The organism is Roseixanthobacter finlandensis, assembly GCF_043195105.2.
Taxonomy (GTDB): Bacteria; Pseudomonadota; Alphaproteobacteria; order Rhizobiales; family Xanthobacteraceae; genus NCEH01.
In genome coordinates, this window is the sequence record NZ_CM195536.1 from 1478368 (window position 1) to 1495708 (window position 17341).

Here is a 17341-nt window from a genome sequence, read left to right on the forward strand (position 1 = left end):
GCACGGGTGGAAGGCGTGTTTTCTTATTGGCTCCGGGTCCGACGAAATTCGATTTCGACGTGAGAGCGCGAGTGGACAGACTTGCAGACAGACTTTTCGGTTGTGGTTCGCAGTCTGCCGGCCGCAAAAATCTGTCACGAAAAAAATTCATTCACAAGTGTAAAATTTGGTCAGATTGCTCATCTAAAGTGCTGCCCATTCACGGATCGCCGTCTACGCTAAGCGGAGCTCGATCAAACGGGGCAGATGGATTAAAATTTTCGTTTAAATTAAATGATATAAATAAGCTAGTCCGGCGTTTCATCCGCTTTCGCACACCTGGCCGACATGCGCTCCAGGCACCTGAAACCCATGGACAACGGCTTTTCCCTTGCCTAGGTTGAATTCACAAATGTAAAAATATTGAATAATTTTTCACAGTTATGATCTCGCTTTCCAGTGAGGGAGACGGACGTGGTTGAGTTTCCGCAGCAGGCGCAAGTCATTATCGTGGGCGGCGGCATCGTGGGATGCAGCATTGCCTATCACCTGACGCTCCGAGGCTATCGGGATGTGGTCCTGCTTGAAAGAAAGCAACTTACATCGGGCACCACCTGGCACGCGGCCGGATTGGTCGGCCAATTGCGCGCGACCCACAATCTGACTCGCCTCGCCCAGTATACGACCCAATTGTACGCATCCCTGGAACGGGACTCCGGCCAAGCAACTGGCTTTCTCCAGATCGGCTCCCTTGCCCTAGCGAATAATGAGGAGCGCTTCGAGGAACTCAAGCGAGGCGCCTCCATGGCGCGCTGCTTTGGCCTAGACGTGAACGTGCTAACCCCTCAGCAGGCCCTCGACCTGTGGCCGCTGATGAATGTCTCCGATCTTGTCGGCGCGGTCCATCTCCCCAAGGACGGTCAGACCAACCCCATCGATACGACCCAAGCCCTCGCGAAGGCCGCCCGGAACGGCGGCGCGCGGATCTTCGAGAATGTCGCCGTCACGCAGATCCTTGTCGAGCAGGGGCGCGCGTCCGGGGTGCGTACGACGCACGGAGACATGAGGGCCGAATTCGTGGTCAATGCCGCCGGCATGTGGGCTCACGGGCTCGGCGCGGCCGCCGGCACCACCGTTCCCCTGCATGCCGCCGAGCATTTCTATATTGTGACCGAGGCAATTCCCGGCTTGCCGAAGCATCTCCCGGTGCTGCGCGACGGCGATGCCTGCAGCTATTTCAAGGAAGATGCGGGCAAGTTGCTGGTGGGCTGGTTCGAGCCGGTCGCCAAGCCCTGGGGCATGATGGGGATTCCCGAGAGCTTCTCGTTCGATCAACTGCCGGATGACCTGGAACATATCGAGCCCTTGCTCGAAGCCGCCATCCATCGCGTGCCAGCCCTAGGGCAGGCCGGGATCCAGCTCTTCTTCAACGGGCCGGAAAGCTTCACGCCCGATGATCGTTATCTGCTCGGCGAGACACCCGAGGTGCGGAACCTGTTCGTGGCTGCGGGCTTCAATTCCATCGGCATCCAGTCCGCCGGGGGCGCGGGTAAGGTCCTGGCTGACTGGATCGTCGACGGGCACCCACCCATGGACCTATGGGACGTCGATATTCGCCGCGCCATGCCCTTCCAGCGCAATCGGACCTATCTCAAAGACCGTACGGTCGAGGCTCTGGGCCTTCTTTACGCCATGCATTGGCCGTTCCGCCAGCCGGAGACAGCGCGTGGCGTCAGGCGCTCCGCCCTGCATGACCGTCTCAAGGCGAGCGGGGCCTGCTTCGGCGAAGTCGCGGGATGGGAGCGGCCAAACTGGTACGCACCCAAAGGGGTTGCCGCCGAATATCGCTACAGCTTCGGGCGTCAGAACTGGTTCGAGCATTCCGCGGCCGAACATCGCGCTGTCAGAAACAACGTCGGCCTATTCGACCAGTCTTCGTTCGGTAAATATACCGTGGAAGGTGGCGATGCAGAAATCGTGCTCAATCGCGTTTGTGCCAATGATGTCTCAGTCCCCGTCGGACAGATCGTCTATACGCAATGGCTGAACGCGCGCGGCGGCATCGAGGCGGACCTTACTGTCACGCGCGAGGCGGAGGAACGCTTCCTCGTGGTGACGGCGGCGGCGACCCAGACCCGAGACCTCGCCTGGCTCCGCCGCCATATGCCCCAGGACGCGCGGGCGGTCGCCGTGGATGTCACGTCGGCCTATGCGGTCCTAGGCATCATGGGTCCGAAATCGCGCGATCTGCTATCGCGCCTGACCGACGCCGATCTGTCCAATGAAGCGTTCCCGTTCGCCACCTCGCGCATGATCGACCTCGGTTATGCCCGGGTGCGCGCCAGCCGCATCACATATGTGGGCGAATTGGGATGGGAGCTTTATGTGCCAACGGAATTCGCCCAGGGCGTCTTCGATGTGATCGCGGCGGAGGGACCGGCCGTGGGCCTGTGCCTCGCGGGCTACCACGCGATGAATTCGCTACGCACCGAGAAGGCGTATCGGCATTGGGGCCACGACATCACGGACGAGGACACGCCGCTGGAAGCCGGCCTCGGCTTCGCGATCGCCTGGGAAAAGGCGGGCGGCTTCATCGGGCGCGATGCCCTGCTGCGCCAGAGAGAGCGGGGACTGAAGCGCCGGCTGGTCAATGTGGCGCTGTCTGATCCCGGCAAGCTTCTCTATCACAACGAGCCTATCTGGCGGGATGGCGTGCTGGTCGGGCGCATCACCTCCGGCATGTTTGGACATACGATCGGCAAGCCGCTGGGCATGGGCTACATAGAAAACGCGCAAGGCTTCGCGACTGTGGCCTTCGTCAAGGAAGGCCGCTATGAGATCGAGGTTGCGGGAGAACGCATTCCCGCGGACGTCCAGCTGCGTCCATTCTATGACCCGGCCAACCTCCGGGTGAAGGATACGCCGCAGAAGGCCCTGCGGGTCGCGCGTATCGGATAGGCGCAAGCCTGAACACCAGCCACAGGGCGCGTCCATCCCGACGCCGTTCCTGCGCCGGGAACATCGGCATCGTCCGCGCGGTGTTCCCTCAGAAGGTCGGCGGGGTGCAAGCGCTGATCACCTCGCAGGCGTGCGGGCCGACGCAGCGGAAGCGATGCGGGCGGCGGCTTTCGAAATAATAAGCATCGCCCGCACCGAGAATGCGCCGCTCTTCGTCCACCGTGACCTCCAGCCGGCCGCTGAGCACGATGCCGCCCTCCTCCCCTTCATGCACCAGGGGCACGCGCCCGGTGTCGGCGCCGGGCTCGTAGCGCTCCTTCAGGATCTGCAGGGCACGGCCGAACAGATTGTCGCCGATCTGCCGGTAGGAGATGGGCCCCTTGCCGATCTCCACCAGTTCCTCGGCCTGATAGAAGGCCTTGGCGGGCTTGTCCGGCGCGATGGCGAAGAATTCCGCAAGGCCGATGGGGATGCCGTCGAGGATGCGCTTCAGCGCGCCGACCGACGGGTTCACGGTGTTGGATTCGATCAGGGAGACGGAGGAGTTCGTCACCCCGGCCCGCTTCGCCAGGGCGCGTTGCGACAAGCCATGGCGCATGCGGACGAAGCGCAGACGCGCGCCGACATCGACAGTCATCACAATGCCCGTTTCAGGTGTTCTCGATCAGCAACATCCTGCCTATCGGTACAATAAAATCAACAGGTTAATTAGATAAAGAAAAGGACTTGTTGGCCCTTGGGAAACGTGGCCCTGCTCGGGAAACAGGAGTCATGCCCATGAATGTCGTCGCGCCCGCCCCCCGGGGGCACAATGCCTCGCTTGATGCCTATTGGATGCCCTTCACCGCCAACCGCCAGTTCAAGGCGGCGCCCCGCCTCCTGGCCCGGGCGGAAGGCATGTATTACACGACCATCGACGGCGGAAAGGTGCTGGACGGCACGGCCGGCCTCTGGTGCGTGAATGCCGGGCACGGGCGGAAAAGCATCGCCGATGCGGTCCAGCGCCAGTTGACGACGCTCGACTACGCGCCCTCCTTCCAGATGGGGCATCCCATTGCCTTCGTGTTCGCCGACCGGCTCGCCTCCATGGCGCCGGGCGGGCCGGAGGCCGGCTTGGACCGCGTGTTCTTCACCGGTTCTGGTTCGGAATCGGTGGATACGGCACTCAAGATCGCACTCGCCTACCAGCGTGCCATCGGCCAGGGAACGCGCACCCGGCTGATCGGCCGGGAACGCGGCTATCACGGGGTCGGCTTCGGCGGCATTTCCGTGGGCGGGCTGGTCAATAATCGCCGCGCCTTCGCGCCGCAATTGCCAGGCGTCGATCATCTGCGGCACACGCACGATCCCGTCCGCAACAGGTTCGTGAAGGGCCTGCCGGAGTATGGCGCGGATCTGGCCGACGATCTGGAGCGAATGGTCGCCCTGCACGGCGCCGACACCATCGCCGCGGTGATCATCGAGCCCGTGGCCGGCTCAACCGGCGTCTTGCTGCCGCCCAAGGGCTATCTCGAGCGGTTGCGCGCCATCACCGAGCGCCATGGCATCCTGCTCATCTTCGATGAGGTCATCACCGGGTTCGGACGCCTCGGCACGCCCTTCGCCACCGATTATTTCGGCGTGGTGCCGGACCTCGTCACCACGGCAAAGGGATTGACCAACGGCGCGGTCCCCATGGGCGCGGTGTTCGCCAGCCGCAAGGTGCATGACGCGCTCATGCAGGGGCCGGAGGAGGCGATCGAGCTGTTCCACGGCTACACCTATTCCGGTCATCCGGTCGCCTGCGCGGCCGGCCTCGCCACGCTCGACATCTATGCGGCGGAGGGCCTCCTGACCCGTGGCGCGGAACTGGCCGATCTGTGGCAGGACACCATGCACGCCCTGCGCGCGGCGGCCCATGTCATCGATATCCGCACCATCGGTCTCGTCGCGGGGATCGAGCTCGACTCCCGTCCAGGTGCTGTCGGCGCGCGCGGCTACGACGTGTTCGTGGATTGCCTCAGCAAGGGCCTGCTGGTCCGCGTGACGGGCGACATCATCGCCCTGTCCCCGCCGCTCATCGTCCAGCCCGACGAGATCGGACGCATGGCAGAAACCCTCGCGGCCGCCATCAACCGGGTCGCCTGATCTGGGGCGGGCCCCGACGGTGCTGTCGTAACCCTTGCCGGCCAGCCGGATGTCGCCCGCGCCGAGGCCGTCCCGAGATGGCCGATCGCACTCCTGACCGGGAGGCGGAAGAAACGCCGGCCGGCCGGCGATCCGGCTCTGGTGCGGTTCGAACCCGGCCGGCCGGACCTTCCCGTCGTGGTCTTCGTCATAGGTGGAGCGGTGCTCGGGCGGACCGTGCAGACACTGAAGCGCCTCAGGCAAACCGCAGCGGACGTCGCCGGCGAGGTCTCGCGCCTGATGGCGTAGAAAAATCGTTCGACCCGGCGCAAGCGGGGCGACGCGGCGCATATGGGCGCGCGTCCCAGCCCCATTGCTCAGCCGCGCGCGGCGCGCACCGGCGCCGCCGGGCCGGCCATCATACGGGCGCTGTGCCATTGGCCGGTTTCGATCAGCCCGGCCGCGATCTGCCGCATCAGATCCTTCACGCAAAGCGCCGCATAGCTCAAAGGCCGCGAGGCGCATCCTAACTACATCAACCCCACCTTCAACCCCACCCGTAGCTCCGGCTTTTGGCATCGACCTTGTCACCAAGGGCCGAGTGCGCCCGGCGCTTCTCGCCGTCGTGGTGACGCCGTCACGTTCGAGGTCGCGCAGATGCGCACCACGGCGCCAAGCGCGCCAACGGAGGCTTGCTATGTGGCCTTCATGTCGGCGGTGGTGCCGTGCAAGCGGCTCTCCGCCGCCAATTGGTCGAGCGTATTGCACATGCTCTTGTCCTTCGCCGTGATCAGATACACGGAGAATGGGGTGTATATGATCTTCGCGGCGGCGGGACCCCGTCACTTCGGGAAGTGACGGGTGCGGCAATATAAGTCGCATTCCGCCTTGACCCTGCGGGAGGGGGCCCGGATAAATCTTCTTCTCTCTGTGGAAGCAGCCTCGTGGATCAACCGAAACGGATGATACCCATCTGTTTTGAAAAACTGATCCACCGGATCAAAGAGTTGTGGTGCGACCGTGACAGAAGGGTTCCACCTGTCGCGGTCGAACCACAAGGATGGACAAATGCGAAGCAGCAGAAGCGAGGTGCATTACATCCGTCTGGTCGACGAAATAGAGGCTTCGCTCGACGACCCCGGTGGCATCGAGAAGCTTGCCTCCCATCTCGAAGGTCTGCCGGAGATACTGCGCAACCTCGACCGGCCCTTGCCTGATGGCGGTCGGATGCTCCTGATGATCGACCCGCTGGGGATCGTCATCAGCCAGAACGCAGCGGCCGCAAAGGCGCTGGGCCTGTCGATCGGTGCATCGGTCGCCGAAGCGGCCCTCACGCCCCAGGCTCTGCCGGCATTTCTGGATATGTTGGGATGTGGGAAGGGGCCAGCTCCACTCGCTGTGGCAGCCCGTGCCGGGCATTCGCTATTTCTGCTGGGCTCGCAGCCCGAGGCCGGGGGACCCATCTCGCTGGCGGAGGTCCGCCGCGGGATCGGCCGGCACGTCCTGAACCGGCTGGCGGACGCGATCAACTTGATACCCTCGGAGACCGAAGTGCTGGCGGGACTGATGGACGGCAAGTCCATCGACCAGATCGCCGCCGCCCTGTCGCGCAAGGAGGGGACGGCGCGCCAGCAGGTCAAGTCAATCATGGCCAAGATGGGGGTCAATTCCCAGACCCAGCTCATCTCGACGGCTTACGCGCTCTCGCTGATGTTCGAGCGCACCCAGTCGCCGGCTCGCGGCATCGCCGGCGCCCAGGGGACAACCTTTGACATGCCCGGGGCGACGCTGTTCGACAGCCGACATGGTCAACTGGGCCTTCACTGCTTTGGCGCCGAGGATGGCATGCCGGTTCTCCTGTTCCACGGCGCGATCTTCGGCATCGCCGGCCATGCCGAGTTTCGGCGGGCCGCCGACATGCTGGGGCTTTGCATCATCGCTCCCGAGCGGCCCGGCTTCGGGCATACGCGATTGCCCGACGAAGCGGACCCGGTGGAACTGGCCTGCGCGCAGGCGCTGGATGTTCTTGACGCGCTCGGCAAGTCGCGCGTTGTCGTGCTGGCCCATGACATCGGAACCCGCTTTGCCGCGCGCCTCGCCCGCCTTGCGCCCGAACGCGTCGCCGCCGTTGTGGCCGCCTCGACGACGCCGCCCATGCAGACCTGGGCCCAGACCGCCGGCATGCCCACCCGTCACCGGGTGAATGCATGGGCGGCGCAGAACCTTCCGGGCCTGATGGACAAGATCGTCGGCCTCGGCCTGTCGCAGATTGCCCGCCAGGGCATCGACGTGCTGCCGAAGCTGGTCTTCGACGGCTGCGATTTCGATCAGGACATTCTGCGCCGGCCGGACTGCCAGGCGGCCCTTCAGGATGGGTTCCATCTCGCATGGTCGCAACAGGGGGCGGGCTTTCGCAGCGACATGCGGCTGACCAATGAAGACTGGCGCCCGGAAGCCATCCAGGTCTCGGTCCCGTTCCACTGCCTGCACGGCACGCAGAATCTCACGGTCTCGGGTCGAGCGGTCATGGAACTTGCGGCCGAGATGCCGCACGGCCGCTTCCGGGCGATCGAGCACGGCGGTCACTCCCTCCCGCTGAGCCATACCGCCGTCATCCTGCGGCATGTGCTGGCGGCGGGACACAAGACCGGGCTGGGACTGGACACGCTCGACCCCTGATCAGGAGCGGTACTGCCGAAAGGCAAGGCAATTTACCATTTGGTAGTTTTGCCCGCTTCCTGAATGCCCATAGGTTACCCGCGCGGCCACAGCGGGAAAATCGACAGTGTCAGCCTTCAAGGTCTCCACCTCGTTCGCCCTGATGGGCCGAACGGCGCCCTTCCTGTTCGTTCGCCTGATGGTCTATGTCGGCATTGCCGCGGCCTATGTGCTGGCAACGGGTGTCGGGGCCGGCATCGGCTATGGCGTGGGCGCCTTTTGGGAGGATGAGAGCCGGCTGTCGGCCGGATTCTGGGGTGCGGCCGCCGGCTTCGGGCTGGTCGGGGCGGTGCTGTACCTGCTGCGCGAATACATCCTCTACATCGTCAAGGCCGGCCACATCGCGGTGATGGTCGAACTGTTGCGGGGCCGCGAGATTCCCGGCGGCCAAAGCCAGATCGCCCATGCCCGCGCCATGGTGGCGGAGCGCTTCGGCACTTCCAACGTGCTGTTCGGCATCGATCAACTGGTCAAGGGCGTGATCAATGCCGTAACGGGACTGCTGGAGGGGGTGCTGTCGATCCTGCCCCTTCCCGGTCTGGACCGGCTGGCCTCGATCCTGCGCGCCTATCTGAGAATCGCTGTCGGGCTGATGGACGAGGTGATGCTCGCCCATTGCTTCGACAATCGCGGGCAGGACCCTTACACCGCCTCGCGCGCGGCGTTGGTGCTCTATGCCCAGAACGCGCGGCCGCTCATGACCAGCGCGGCGTGGGTGACGGCCTGGGTCTGGCTGTTCTCCCTTCTCGTCTTTCTGGTGATGCTGGCGCCGGCAGGGGCCGTCGCGTGGCTGATGCCGGGACAGGTTTCGGCGGGCGGCGTCGTCTTCGCCGCCCTGTTCGCGTGGTCGATCAAGGCCACCATTATCGAGCCCTTCGCCGTCGCCTGCATGCTGCAGGCCTATTTCAAAGTGACCGCGGGCCAGACACCCAATCCCGAATGGGAAGCGAAGCTCGATCGCGCTTCCGACAAGTTCAAGGCCCTTGGCCAGCGCGCCTGCGCGTGGGTGGGTGGGCGCATGGGCTTTTCGGCCAAAGGAGAACCGACATGAGGCGTTCCTTCACATACGCAGCGGCCGCCATGCTGCTGTCGGTCGGGCTGGCGCAGGCGGAAGCGCCGCGCACTATCATCGTGATGGACGGTTCGGGCTCGATGTGGGGGCAGATCGACGGGCGGACCAAGCTCGACATCGCCCGCGAGACCGTGGCCAAGGTTCTTGGCACGCTGCCGGCAGATCAGGAACTGGGGCTTATGGCCTATGGCCACCGCTCCAAGGGCGATTGCCGCGACATCGAACTCATGGTCGCGCCGGCCAAGGGCACCGCGAAGACCATCGGCGAACGGGTGGCAGCCATGCGCTTCCTCGGCAAGACCCCGCTCTCCGAGGCCGTGCGGCAGGCCGCCGAGGCGTTGCGCTATGGCGAGGAGGCGGCCACCGTCGTGCTCATCACCGACGGGCTGGAGACCTGCAAGGCCGACCCCTGCGCGCTGGGGCGTGAGTTGGAAGCGGCGGGACTCAATTTCACCGCCCATGTCATCGGGTTCGGCCTGACCAAGGCGGAAGGCGCGCAGGTCGCGTGCCTCGCCGAGAACACCGGTGGGCGCTATATCGAGGCGTCGAACGCCAACGCCCTGCGCGACGCGCTGGCCGCGACGGTGGCCGCGCCGGCACCGCCTCCCGCCCCAGAGCCCGCCGCTCCCACCGCCACGTTGAGCGCAGCGGACAGCGCCCCCGCGGGGTCCGTGCTTGCGGTCGGCTTCACGGCGCCGAAGGGTGAGTTCGACTACATCCATCTCCTGAACGCGAAAGGCGAGCGCGTCGCAGAGGCTGCGGTCGGCAACGCGAACCCGCTGTCGCTCCGGCTGCCCTTCGAACTCGGACAATACGTGCTGGCCTATTCCAGCCACTCGGCCGGCATCATCGCGCGCCGGCCGCTCACCGTGACCAAGGCGGCGGTCATGCTGAACGCGCCCGACAGCGCGCCAGCCGGCTCGCTGATCGAGATTGGCTGGACTGGACCTGCGGCGGAGCACGACTTCATCAAGCTGCTCGACACGAAGGGCGAGCGCGTGGCCGAGGCGGCCATCAGCGACGGCAACCCGGTCCGTCTGCGCCTGCCGTTCACGCCCGGGCGCTTCACGCTCGTCTATTCGTTCAAGAACACGGAGACCATCTTCTCGCGGCCGATTAGCCTGAGCGAGGCCAAGGTCACGCTGACCGCCCCCGACCGGGCGCAGGTCGGCTCCGAGATCGTCGTCGCGTGGGAAGGGCCGGCGGCCACCTATGACAACATCCAGCTGGTGCGCCAGAGCGATGGCGAGCGCATCACCTACGAATACGTCAAGGACCAGCCACTGACCTTCCGCATGCCGAACGAGCCGGGGCGCTACGAATTCCGCTATGTGTTCGAGGATGCCGAGGTCATCGCGCGCCGGCCCATCGACGTGGTGCTGGAGAAGGTCGAGGTCGCTCCCGCCGCTCAGCCCGGCCAGACCCAGACCGCGAGCACAGCCGCGTCGCAGGACGGCGCCTCGCTGACGCCAGGGGATCTCGTTCCGGTCACCCTTCAGGCCGACATGGGAACCATGGGGTTCAACGTGGTGTGGTCGGCAACACCCGTTCCCGGACAGAAGCTGCCGCCCGAGGCCTGGGCGATGAATGAGGGAACGGCGGATCCGGTCGAGGCCGAGTTCTTTCCCGGCCGGTACGATGTCATCGGCGAGGCGGGGGACAACGTCTTCGCCCGCCGAATCACGGTCGTGGCGGGAAGGCCGAACCGCTTCGTCATCCCGCATTCGCGCGAGCGCAGCCCCGCCGGGGAGGACGCGCCCCGCGCCGATGACGGACTGGTGACGCTGCGGCTCACCGGGATGCCGGAGAGCGGAGCGGTCCGCTGGTTCGCCTTTCCCGTCGATGGTCGGGACGCTCTTGCCGTCGCCAGCAATGATGCGGTCAACGGACCGTGGGAGACGCGGATCGAGCCCGGCCTCTGGTTGATCACCGGCAAGACGGCCGGCGACGCGGCCATCCGCCATTCGGCGCTGAAGCTGTTCGCCCCGTCGCCGTCGCCGCAAGATCTCGCGGTCCCCGCGCCCGCCCGCGCGGCACGCAAGGCAGAGGGGACCGATGGTCTTGGCAGCGTCTGCGACGCCCCGCAGCCCTGCCTCCATCGTGACGCGACAACCGGCCTCAGCCTGCTCCTGCCCAGCGGCTGGGGCATGGAGGCCGCCCTGGTGATGGAAACCGCCGCCGGCGTCGCCGCCCGCTATCCCTCCACCGTGTTCCTGCCGCTACGGCCGGACCGCAACGAGACCATGATCGCACTCAATGCCCGCCAATGGGATGCCAAGCTCGGCCCTTGCGAGGACATCGCGATCGGCCGGCTCTGCCGCACCGAGCCGATGAGCGAGGCCGACCAGCAGGCCTATCGCATCCTCGCGGCGACGCTGGCTGTCGCCGGGCCGCCGTCCCGCGCCTCCGACACCCGCGCGGTCCCGGCAGGCGCGGCACTTGCCGGCATGGTCAAGGCGATCGGGGGCATCGAGGTGACGGTTCCCGACGGGCTCGACCCGCTTGAAATCCTCGCTCCCCAGCTTTGACGGAGTGGCGCGCATGATCCGGCATCTGCTCGTCGCGGCCATGATGGCCCTCTCGCCCTTGACTGCGCAGGCCCAGCAAAATGGCGGCGAGGAGCTTATGGTCGCCCGCTGCGCGCAGGGCGGCTGCCGTTGTGCACTGGTCGACATCACCCAGGACGATCTGGCGTTCCTGCTCGGGCCCGACATTCCCGCCCGCGCGATGCGCATGACGCTGGTGTCGGTCGGGGGCAAGACCTATTTCTCGCCACGCTCCGCCGACGAGGTGCATCGCGCGGCGGGCGGGACGGGACGGTGCGAGGTAAAGCTGTTCGAGCCCATGACGCCGCTCGACGGCATGTGGCGGAGCTCAGTTCGCGTCAGTTCCATGTCCGGTTGCCTGCCGCAGGTGGCCGAGATGGTCCCGCCGATCATCGACGACATGGGCGCCACCGTGCCGGTCACCTGGAACGGGCGTTTTGATCCCGCGAAGCTGGATGGCGGCGGCGTGACCCGGGTGGTCGAATGGACCGAAACTGCACCGGGCCGCTTCAAAGGCCACATCAACATCCCGAACACCGGCATGCTGAAGGTCGATATCGGCCTGACATCGACCCTGCTCACTCCGGAGCGCGCCACCGCCACGATGCATCTGCGCATCGGCGCGGGCGCGGGGGCTAACGCGGCCGCACTCAGCGCACTGGGCATGGCCAACTGCCGAACCACGGCGGTCTACGACTTCACGCGTGTGGGCAAGTGACGCGCTGCGGCGCCGCAGACGAGGTTAATCCATGAAATACTCAGGCTTCGGGATCATCGCCGCCATCCTCCTGGTGCTCGGAGTGGGATGTCCCCGCGCCGCGCTTGCGCAGGCCAACGGTGGGAAGAAAGCCATGGTCGCTGATTGCAGCGGCAAGGAATGCCGCTGCCATCTCTCCGACCTGACACTGAATGACATGGCCATCCTGCTCGGTACCGACGTTCCCGCGGATCCCGAAAGCTTCGTGATGATCCATGGCGACGAGATCGGCTGGTCCAAGGTGAGCATTCGCGATGCGGAAACAGCTATCGGCGGCGACGGCACCTGCGACCTTGAGCTGTTCCAGGACTGGACCCCGGAAGACGGGGCGTGGGATGGAACGACCACGCTACGCGGTGTCTCCGGGGCGGCGGAGTGCCGGCAGATCGGCGGCATGATTGTCACCATGATGAACGGCAAGGGCATGAAGGCGCGGGTCGCATGGAAGGGCGTGTTCGACATGAACGTGTTCCAGGCGGCGACCAATCCGGGACCCGAGGACGACCACCCGAAATGGACACAGGTCGATCATCATACTGTCACCGGCGCGGGCGGCGGCGATGGGATGGCGACCTCCTACAAGGCCCGGCTGCTGACGCCGCGGCGATTCCTCATCGACACTCGAATATCGGGTGAGGGCTGTGTTTTCAGCTTGCGGCATGACGTACGGAAAGCGGATTGAGGGGTAAATATAGGCGGGATATTTGATATCAACGGCGGGGATCTGGGCAAGGCATTGAAGCTGATGCTCAAGGATAACGCTGTCGTCATCGAATGGCTGCAAAGTCCAATTTCCTATTCTGGATCGGAAGAATTCAAAATCGAGCTCCTTGCCTTCGTGACGAAATTTGGGAGCCGAGAACTGGTGGCCCGCCATTATCTCCATCTTTGGCTTCGACAGCGGCACATGTACTCAGCGGCGTATGTACTTTGGAGACGGAAAGTGTATTCCGTCAAAGAAGCTATTTTATGCCTTGCGTCCAGCAACGGTACTAAGATGGCTGTGCCATCACCCCAGCGAGAGGGTGCCCCCATGCACGTCCCCGCGCTTATGACAGGATCCGAGAACGGCATATTTCACTATGACATCCCCAGTCGATACCTGGCGTCAGTCACTATTCAGTTTTCTGCTCGGCAGCGAGCGTCGGGCCGCCATCACCTCTTAGAGCCTGTTTGGAAAAGTGGGACGGGTCGGTCCGCCGGATCTTTCCGGTGCCCGGTGCGTCGAAAACTTGGCCCGATGCGCGGCATCGAGCCGGCGTTTTCTCCTGCCGGATCGCCAGAAATCCCTCGACGGCCCTCAGCCGCCGATTTCCCAAACAGGCTCTTAGCGGATGGGCGAGGCGGCGCAGAGCTTGCGGCGGCGGCGCTACCGCCCACCGAGCGGGCGGTTTCCGCAACGTGCGCCTGCGTCTAAGGAGTTTCGTTCGTCTGCCCGCTGATCAGCCGGAGGTGATGCGTTCATCAACGACGTAAGCTCGCGTTCGCGATCGCTCTATAAATCGAGCTTCATCGGATGGGAGTTGGAGGCAAGTTTAAGACCTGCGAAATGTGATTTTTATCGCAGCAGTAAATAAGCTGACACATGCAGATTACTTTCTGTTTATTTAGAATGCGAAAATCTTATACATTCCAACCTCGTAGAATTATGGCTGGAACGGAAAATTTGTTGTGATTTCTGCGCCCATTTTTGTTAGGCGGTTTGCCCGGCCGCTTCCAGAATCAGTCGGGTGATCTCATCGGGATGGGAGATCAGGGAAAGATGGCTGGATTTCACTTCGATGGTCTTTGCGCCCATCCGCTTGGCCATGAAGCGCTCCAGATCCGGGTTGATCGTGCGATCCTCGGTGGAAACCGCATAGAAACTCGGCTTCGAGCGCCAGGCGGCCTGCGTGGTCTTGCCGGTGAGCAGTGCCCTGTGAAACGGCTCCTGAACTGCATAGAGTACCTTCGCCTTAGCCTCCGGCAGATCGCCAGCGAAGTCGCGCAGAAACGCCTCCTCGGTGAGGCGGCCCTCATCGCCGTCGAAGACGATGCCGGCGGAAGCCGGCGGCGTGGGATAAGTCTTCGCCAGAGCGGCGTAATCCTCGCCCGCGTCCGGCGCCCGCGCCGCCACATAGACCAGCGCCGACACCTTCGGATGCACGCCGACCTCTGAGACGATCATGCCGGAGAAGGAATGCCCGACCAGGACAGTTGGCCCGTCCTGCCGATCAAGCACGCGCTGGGCGGAGGCGACGGCTTCCGGCAGCGTCGTCAGCGGGTTCTGCACGGCCGTGGCATTGAGACCCGCCGCCTGAAGACGCGCGATCACATCGGACCAGCATGACCCATCGGCGAACAGCCCGTGGGCCAGCACGATGTTGCGCGCCTTCGCCGGCGCTTTGGTGGCGGCGATGCCGCGGGTGGAGATCAGCGAAGCCGCGGCACCGGCAACGAGGGCGGCCGAGAAGCTACGTCTGTTCATCATCATGATTGATCGTCCTTTGATCGTGAGGGAGAAATTTGTTCGCGCAAGGCGGCGGCGAATTTGCGCCGGGATGACGGCGCTATCTGGCCGCGGGCCATTCGCCCGTCCCATCAATGCAGCCGGATCGCGCTGGCTGGGAGCCACTGTTGCCGAGCGGGCCTTTGGAGAAAGGTCCGCCCGGGTCGGACATCAGTCTTGCTTGGCGGTTTCTTCCGCTGCCGCTGCCTTCTCGATGAGTCTGGCGACGACAGCCGGATGAGAGACCATGACGAGATGAGGCGCGTCCTTCACGACCAAGGCCTCCTTCGCACCCGCACGCTGCGCCATGAAGGCGTGTGCGGCCGGCGGGATGACCTTATCGGCGCTACCGTAGACAAACCATGAGGGAATGATTTTCCACGCCGGCGCCCCAGAGGCTCCCTTAAGCGCGGCGTCGGTCACGGGGCGCTGGGTAGCCGCCATCAGCTCGGCCTGCTTCTCGGGAACGTCGGCTGCGAATACAGACCGGAACTTGCCCTGCTGGACAAAGAGGTCATGAGCGCCGTCCGCGAGGGCAATCGGTGGGGCCAGCGCGTCAGGCAGGATGCTTCCCGGAAACTTGCCGGTGAGATCGAAGGCGTTCTCGCCAGCTTCCGGCGCGTAGGCCGCGACATAGACCAGGGCCTTCACATTATCGGCGCCGGTCGCGGCGTTCGTGATGATCGAACCTCCATAGGAATGACCGACCAGGACCACCGGCCCCTTGGTGTTTTTGACGATGCCGGACACATAATTGGAATCGCTCTTGAGGCTACGAAGCGGATCGGGAGCGGCGATGACGGTATATCCGTCAGCCTGAAGCCTGGAGATGACGCCGTCCCAGCTCGATGAGTCTGCGAACGCACCGTGGACCAGAATAATGGTGGGCTTCCCCGTTCCCGGGGTGGCGGCCGAAGCTGTCCCCACCGCCATGTTCAACATGCCGACGGCGGTGACAGCCAGGAGTGCGGTCGATGCCACACGTTTCACGTATGTCATAAGTTTCATCGAAGTCTCTCTCTCTGCTAGTTTGACGGGGGATCAAAGCTGACGTTCGCGAGCGATTGCCCGGCTTGCCTGCTCGCCGATGATGACGCAGGGGGCCATGGTGTTGGCCAGGGGAACTCGCGGCATCACGGAGGCATCGGCGATCCGCAGGCGGTCGACGCCGTAGACCTTAAGGCGGCTGTCCACGACGGACATGTCGTCCTGTCCCATCTTGGCGGTGCAGCTCTGGTGCCAGATGGTCGACACGCCATCGCGGATAAATTTGTCCAGGTCGGCAGCGTCGAGCGCGGTCGGCATGACCTCCCGCTTCACGAAGCGCTGAAGCGCTCGAGCGTTGCCGACCTCCCGCGCCAGCTCCACGCACCGCTTTAATGCTGTCAGGTCGGCCGGATCGGAGAGGATCTGCGAGTCGATCAGGATCGGATCTTCGGGTTTTGCTCCGGTCAGCCGCAGGCGGCCCACGCTGTGAGGACGCAGCAGCGCCGGAAAGATCCCCCAGGATCCAGCCGGAATGGCGTAACGCCCGGCAAGTTCAGGGGTTGGCACCGGGAACTGGATCTGGAGCAATTGGATATCGGGACTGTCGAGCTCCGGCGCGCTCTTGGCGAAGAGGGTCGCTTCGCCGCCATTGCCGTGTGGGGGCATCGGCTCGGGGTATTCCCACATGCAACTGGTCACCATGATGTGGTCCTGGAAGTTGGCGCCCACTCCCGGGAGGTGCTGCACCACCGGGATTCCCAGGGCTGCCAGCGTCTCGCCATCGCCAATGCCGGACTGCATCAGGACCTTGGGGGTCTGGATGGCCCCGAGGGACAGGATCACTTCCTGCGACGCGAGGAAGCGGCGGCTCCGGCCCTCGAGGATGCATTCCACGCCGATCGCGGCTCCCCGCTCGATGAGCACGCGCGTGACCAGGGTCCCGGGCAGCACCGTCAGGTTCGGCTGGTTCATCAACGGGAAGGCGTAGGAGCGGAAAATCGACTGCCGCCGGCCGTCGCGAATTCGCAGGTTGAAGTAGGCCGCGCCGCCGGACCCCTCCATCATGGCGCCGTTCACATCGTCGAAGACGGGGATATCAAGCTCGACGGCGGCGTCGAGCATCGCCTTTGCGACGGGGTGCGGCTCGATCGGGGGCGTGATGTAGAGCAGGCCATCCTGTCCGCGGCGGGCGGGATCGGGCACGCCTTGCCAGTTTTCGATCTCGCGGAAGATGCCCAGAACCGAGTCATAGTTCCAGGCGGGATCGCCGGCCTGGGCGGCGAAATAATCCCAGTCGCTCTTGTGGCCGCGCGCCCAGAGCATGACGTTGATGCTTGATCCTCCCCCAAGCACCTTGCCCATGCTCATCGGGATGGCGCGCCCGTTGAGGTGCGGATTGGGTAAGGCCGTGTAGCCCCAGTCGCGCGCGCTGCCGAGATTCATCGGCCACGCCGCCGCCATCTCCACTTCAGGCGCAGTGTCGCTCCCGCCGACCTCGATCAGCAGCACGGAGACCGCCGGATTCTCGGCCAGACGCCGCGCCACGACAGAGCCGGAAGAACCGGAACCGCACACGATGAAGTCGTAGCTCGAGCGAAGTGCGGCCCGAAGCCGAAGCTGGTTTTCTTCAGCGTTGCGGGCGAACTCCGCGTCGAGACTTTCAAGATTGGATGTTTCACTCATCTCACACCTCAAAAAAGGAGGGTCCCGGCTCGGCACAGATGGCGCGA

Annotated in this window: 13 protein-coding genes and 1 pseudogene; 10 read left to right on the top strand and 4 right to left on the bottom strand. The window is 64.5% G+C overall.

Annotated elements, in window-relative coordinates; translation table 11 throughout:
• Positions 1 to 453: 453 nt before the first annotated feature.
• Complete coding sequence (locus V5G24_RS06875; protein ID WP_394085444.1) at positions 454 to 2937, top strand: GcvT family protein; 2484 nt, start codon at positions 454 to 456, stop codon at positions 2935 to 2937.
• Positions 2938 to 3025: 88 nt separating this feature from the next.
• Here V5G24_RS06875 and V5G24_RS06880 read toward each other — a convergent pair whose 3' ends face one another.
• Positions 3026 to 3574 carry a cupin domain-containing protein gene (locus V5G24_RS06880; protein ID WP_394085445.1) on the bottom strand — a complete coding sequence of 183 codons (549 nt, stop codon included), beginning with the start codon at positions 3572 to 3574 and terminating at the stop codon, positions 3026 to 3028.
• A gap of 140 nt (positions 3575 to 3714) precedes the next feature.
• On the opposite strand from V5G24_RS06880, the gene aptA reads away from it, so the two are divergent.
• From aptA to V5G24_RS06925, 9 genes and pseudogenes are all read left to right on the top strand, one after another.
• A complete protein-coding gene (gene aptA / locus V5G24_RS06885) occupies positions 3715 to 5064 on the top strand; it encodes an omega-aminotransferase AptA (protein WP_394085446.1) in 1350 nt (449 codons plus the stop codon).
• Between the two features lie 141 nt (positions 5065 to 5205).
• Positions 5206 to 5352 (top strand): hypothetical protein, encoded by a 147-nt coding sequence (locus V5G24_RS06890; protein WP_394085448.1) that lies wholly within the window; start codon positions 5206 to 5208, stop codon positions 5350 to 5352.
• Between the two features lie 348 nt (positions 5353 to 5700).
• A pseudogene (locus V5G24_RS06895) lies at positions 5701 to 5880 on the top strand (hypothetical protein); the annotation flags it as partial.
• A 183-nt stretch (positions 5881 to 6063) separates the two neighbouring features.
• The gene (locus tag V5G24_RS06900; protein WP_394085449.1) at positions 6064 to 7722 is read left to right on the top strand and encodes an alpha/beta fold hydrolase; all 1659 of its coding nucleotides are present in this window, start codon (positions 6064 to 6066) and stop codon (positions 7720 to 7722) included.
• Positions 7723 to 7828: 106 nt separating this feature from the next.
• The gene (locus V5G24_RS06905) at positions 7829 to 8812 is read left to right on the top strand and encodes a hypothetical protein (RefSeq protein WP_394085451.1); all 984 of its coding nucleotides are present in this window, start codon (positions 7829 to 7831) and stop codon (positions 8810 to 8812) included.
• Positions 8809 to 11361 (top strand): vWA domain-containing protein, encoded by a 2553-nt coding sequence (locus V5G24_RS06910; RefSeq protein WP_394085452.1) that lies wholly within the window; start codon positions 8809 to 8811, stop codon positions 11359 to 11361. The genes V5G24_RS06905 and V5G24_RS06910 overlap by 4 nt, the downstream gene beginning before the upstream one ends.
• A gap of 13 nt (positions 11362 to 11374) precedes the next feature.
• Positions 11375 to 12097 carry a hypothetical protein gene (locus V5G24_RS06915; RefSeq protein WP_394085453.1) on the top strand — a complete coding sequence of 241 codons (723 nt, stop codon included), beginning with the start codon at positions 11375 to 11377 and terminating at the stop codon, positions 12095 to 12097.
• A gap of 31 nt (positions 12098 to 12128) precedes the next feature.
• Positions 12129 to 12818 carry a hypothetical protein gene (locus V5G24_RS06920; RefSeq protein ID WP_394085454.1) on the top strand — a complete coding sequence of 230 codons (690 nt, stop codon included), beginning with the start codon at positions 12129 to 12131 and terminating at the stop codon, positions 12816 to 12818.
• Positions 12819 to 12881: 63 nt separating this feature from the next.
• Positions 12882 to 13553: a DNA polymerase beta superfamily protein gene (locus tag V5G24_RS06925; protein ID WP_509292318.1), complete on the top strand. Its 672-nt coding sequence runs from the start codon at positions 12882 to 12884 to the stop codon at positions 13551 to 13553.
• A 276-nt stretch (positions 13554 to 13829) separates the two neighbouring features.
• On the opposite strand, the gene V5G24_RS06930 is transcribed toward V5G24_RS06925, so the two are convergent.
• The 3 genes from V5G24_RS06930 to V5G24_RS06940 form a co-directional block, all read right to left on the bottom strand.
• Positions 13830 to 14609, bottom strand: a complete 780-nt coding sequence (locus tag V5G24_RS06930) for an alpha/beta fold hydrolase (protein ID WP_394085455.1) — start codon at positions 14607 to 14609, stop codon at positions 13830 to 13832.
• Between the two features lie 186 nt (positions 14610 to 14795).
• Positions 14796 to 15632: an alpha/beta fold hydrolase gene (locus V5G24_RS06935; protein WP_394085456.1), complete on the bottom strand. Its 837-nt coding sequence runs from the start codon at positions 15630 to 15632 to the stop codon at positions 14796 to 14798.
• A 33-nt stretch (positions 15633 to 15665) separates the two neighbouring features.
• On the bottom strand, positions 15666 to 17294 hold the full coding sequence (locus V5G24_RS06940) for a GMC family oxidoreductase (protein ID WP_394085457.1): 1629 nt from the start codon (positions 17292 to 17294) through the stop codon (positions 15666 to 15668).
• Positions 17295 to 17341: the final 47 nt, after the last annotated feature.

Bases quoted from the DNA above. Each gene is read 5' to 3' on its own strand.
- V5G24_RS06880 (WP_394085445.1), bottom strand. From the start codon at position 3,574: ATGACTGTCGATGTCGGCGCGCGTCTGCGCTTCGTCCGCATGCGCCAT.
- aptA (WP_394085446.1), top strand. From the start codon at position 3,715: ATGAATGTCGTCGCGCCCGCCCCCCGGGGGCACAATGCCTCGCTTGAT.
- V5G24_RS06910 (WP_394085452.1), top strand. From the start codon at position 8,809: ATGAGGCGTTCCTTCACATACGCAGCGGCCGCCATGCTGCTGTCGGTC.
- V5G24_RS06915 (WP_394085453.1), top strand. From the start codon at position 11,375: ATGATCCGGCATCTGCTCGTCGCGGCCATGATGGCCCTCTCGCCCTTG.
- V5G24_RS06920 (WP_394085454.1), top strand. From the start codon at position 12,129: ATGAAATACTCAGGCTTCGGGATCATCGCCGCCATCCTCCTGGTGCTC.
- V5G24_RS06925 (WP_509292318.1), top strand. From the start codon at position 12,882: ATGCTCAAGGATAACGCTGTCGTCATCGAATGGCTGCAAAGTCCAATT.
- V5G24_RS06930 (WP_394085455.1), bottom strand. From the start codon at position 14,609: ATGATGATGAACAGACGTAGCTTCTCGGCCGCCCTCGTTGCCGGTGCC.
- V5G24_RS06935 (WP_394085456.1), bottom strand. From the start codon at position 15,632: ATGAAACTTATGACATACGTGAAACGTGTGGCATCGACCGCACTCCTG.
- V5G24_RS06940 (WP_394085457.1), bottom strand. From the start codon at position 17,294: ATGAGTGAAACATCCAATCTTGAAAGTCTCGACGCGGAGTTCGCCCGC.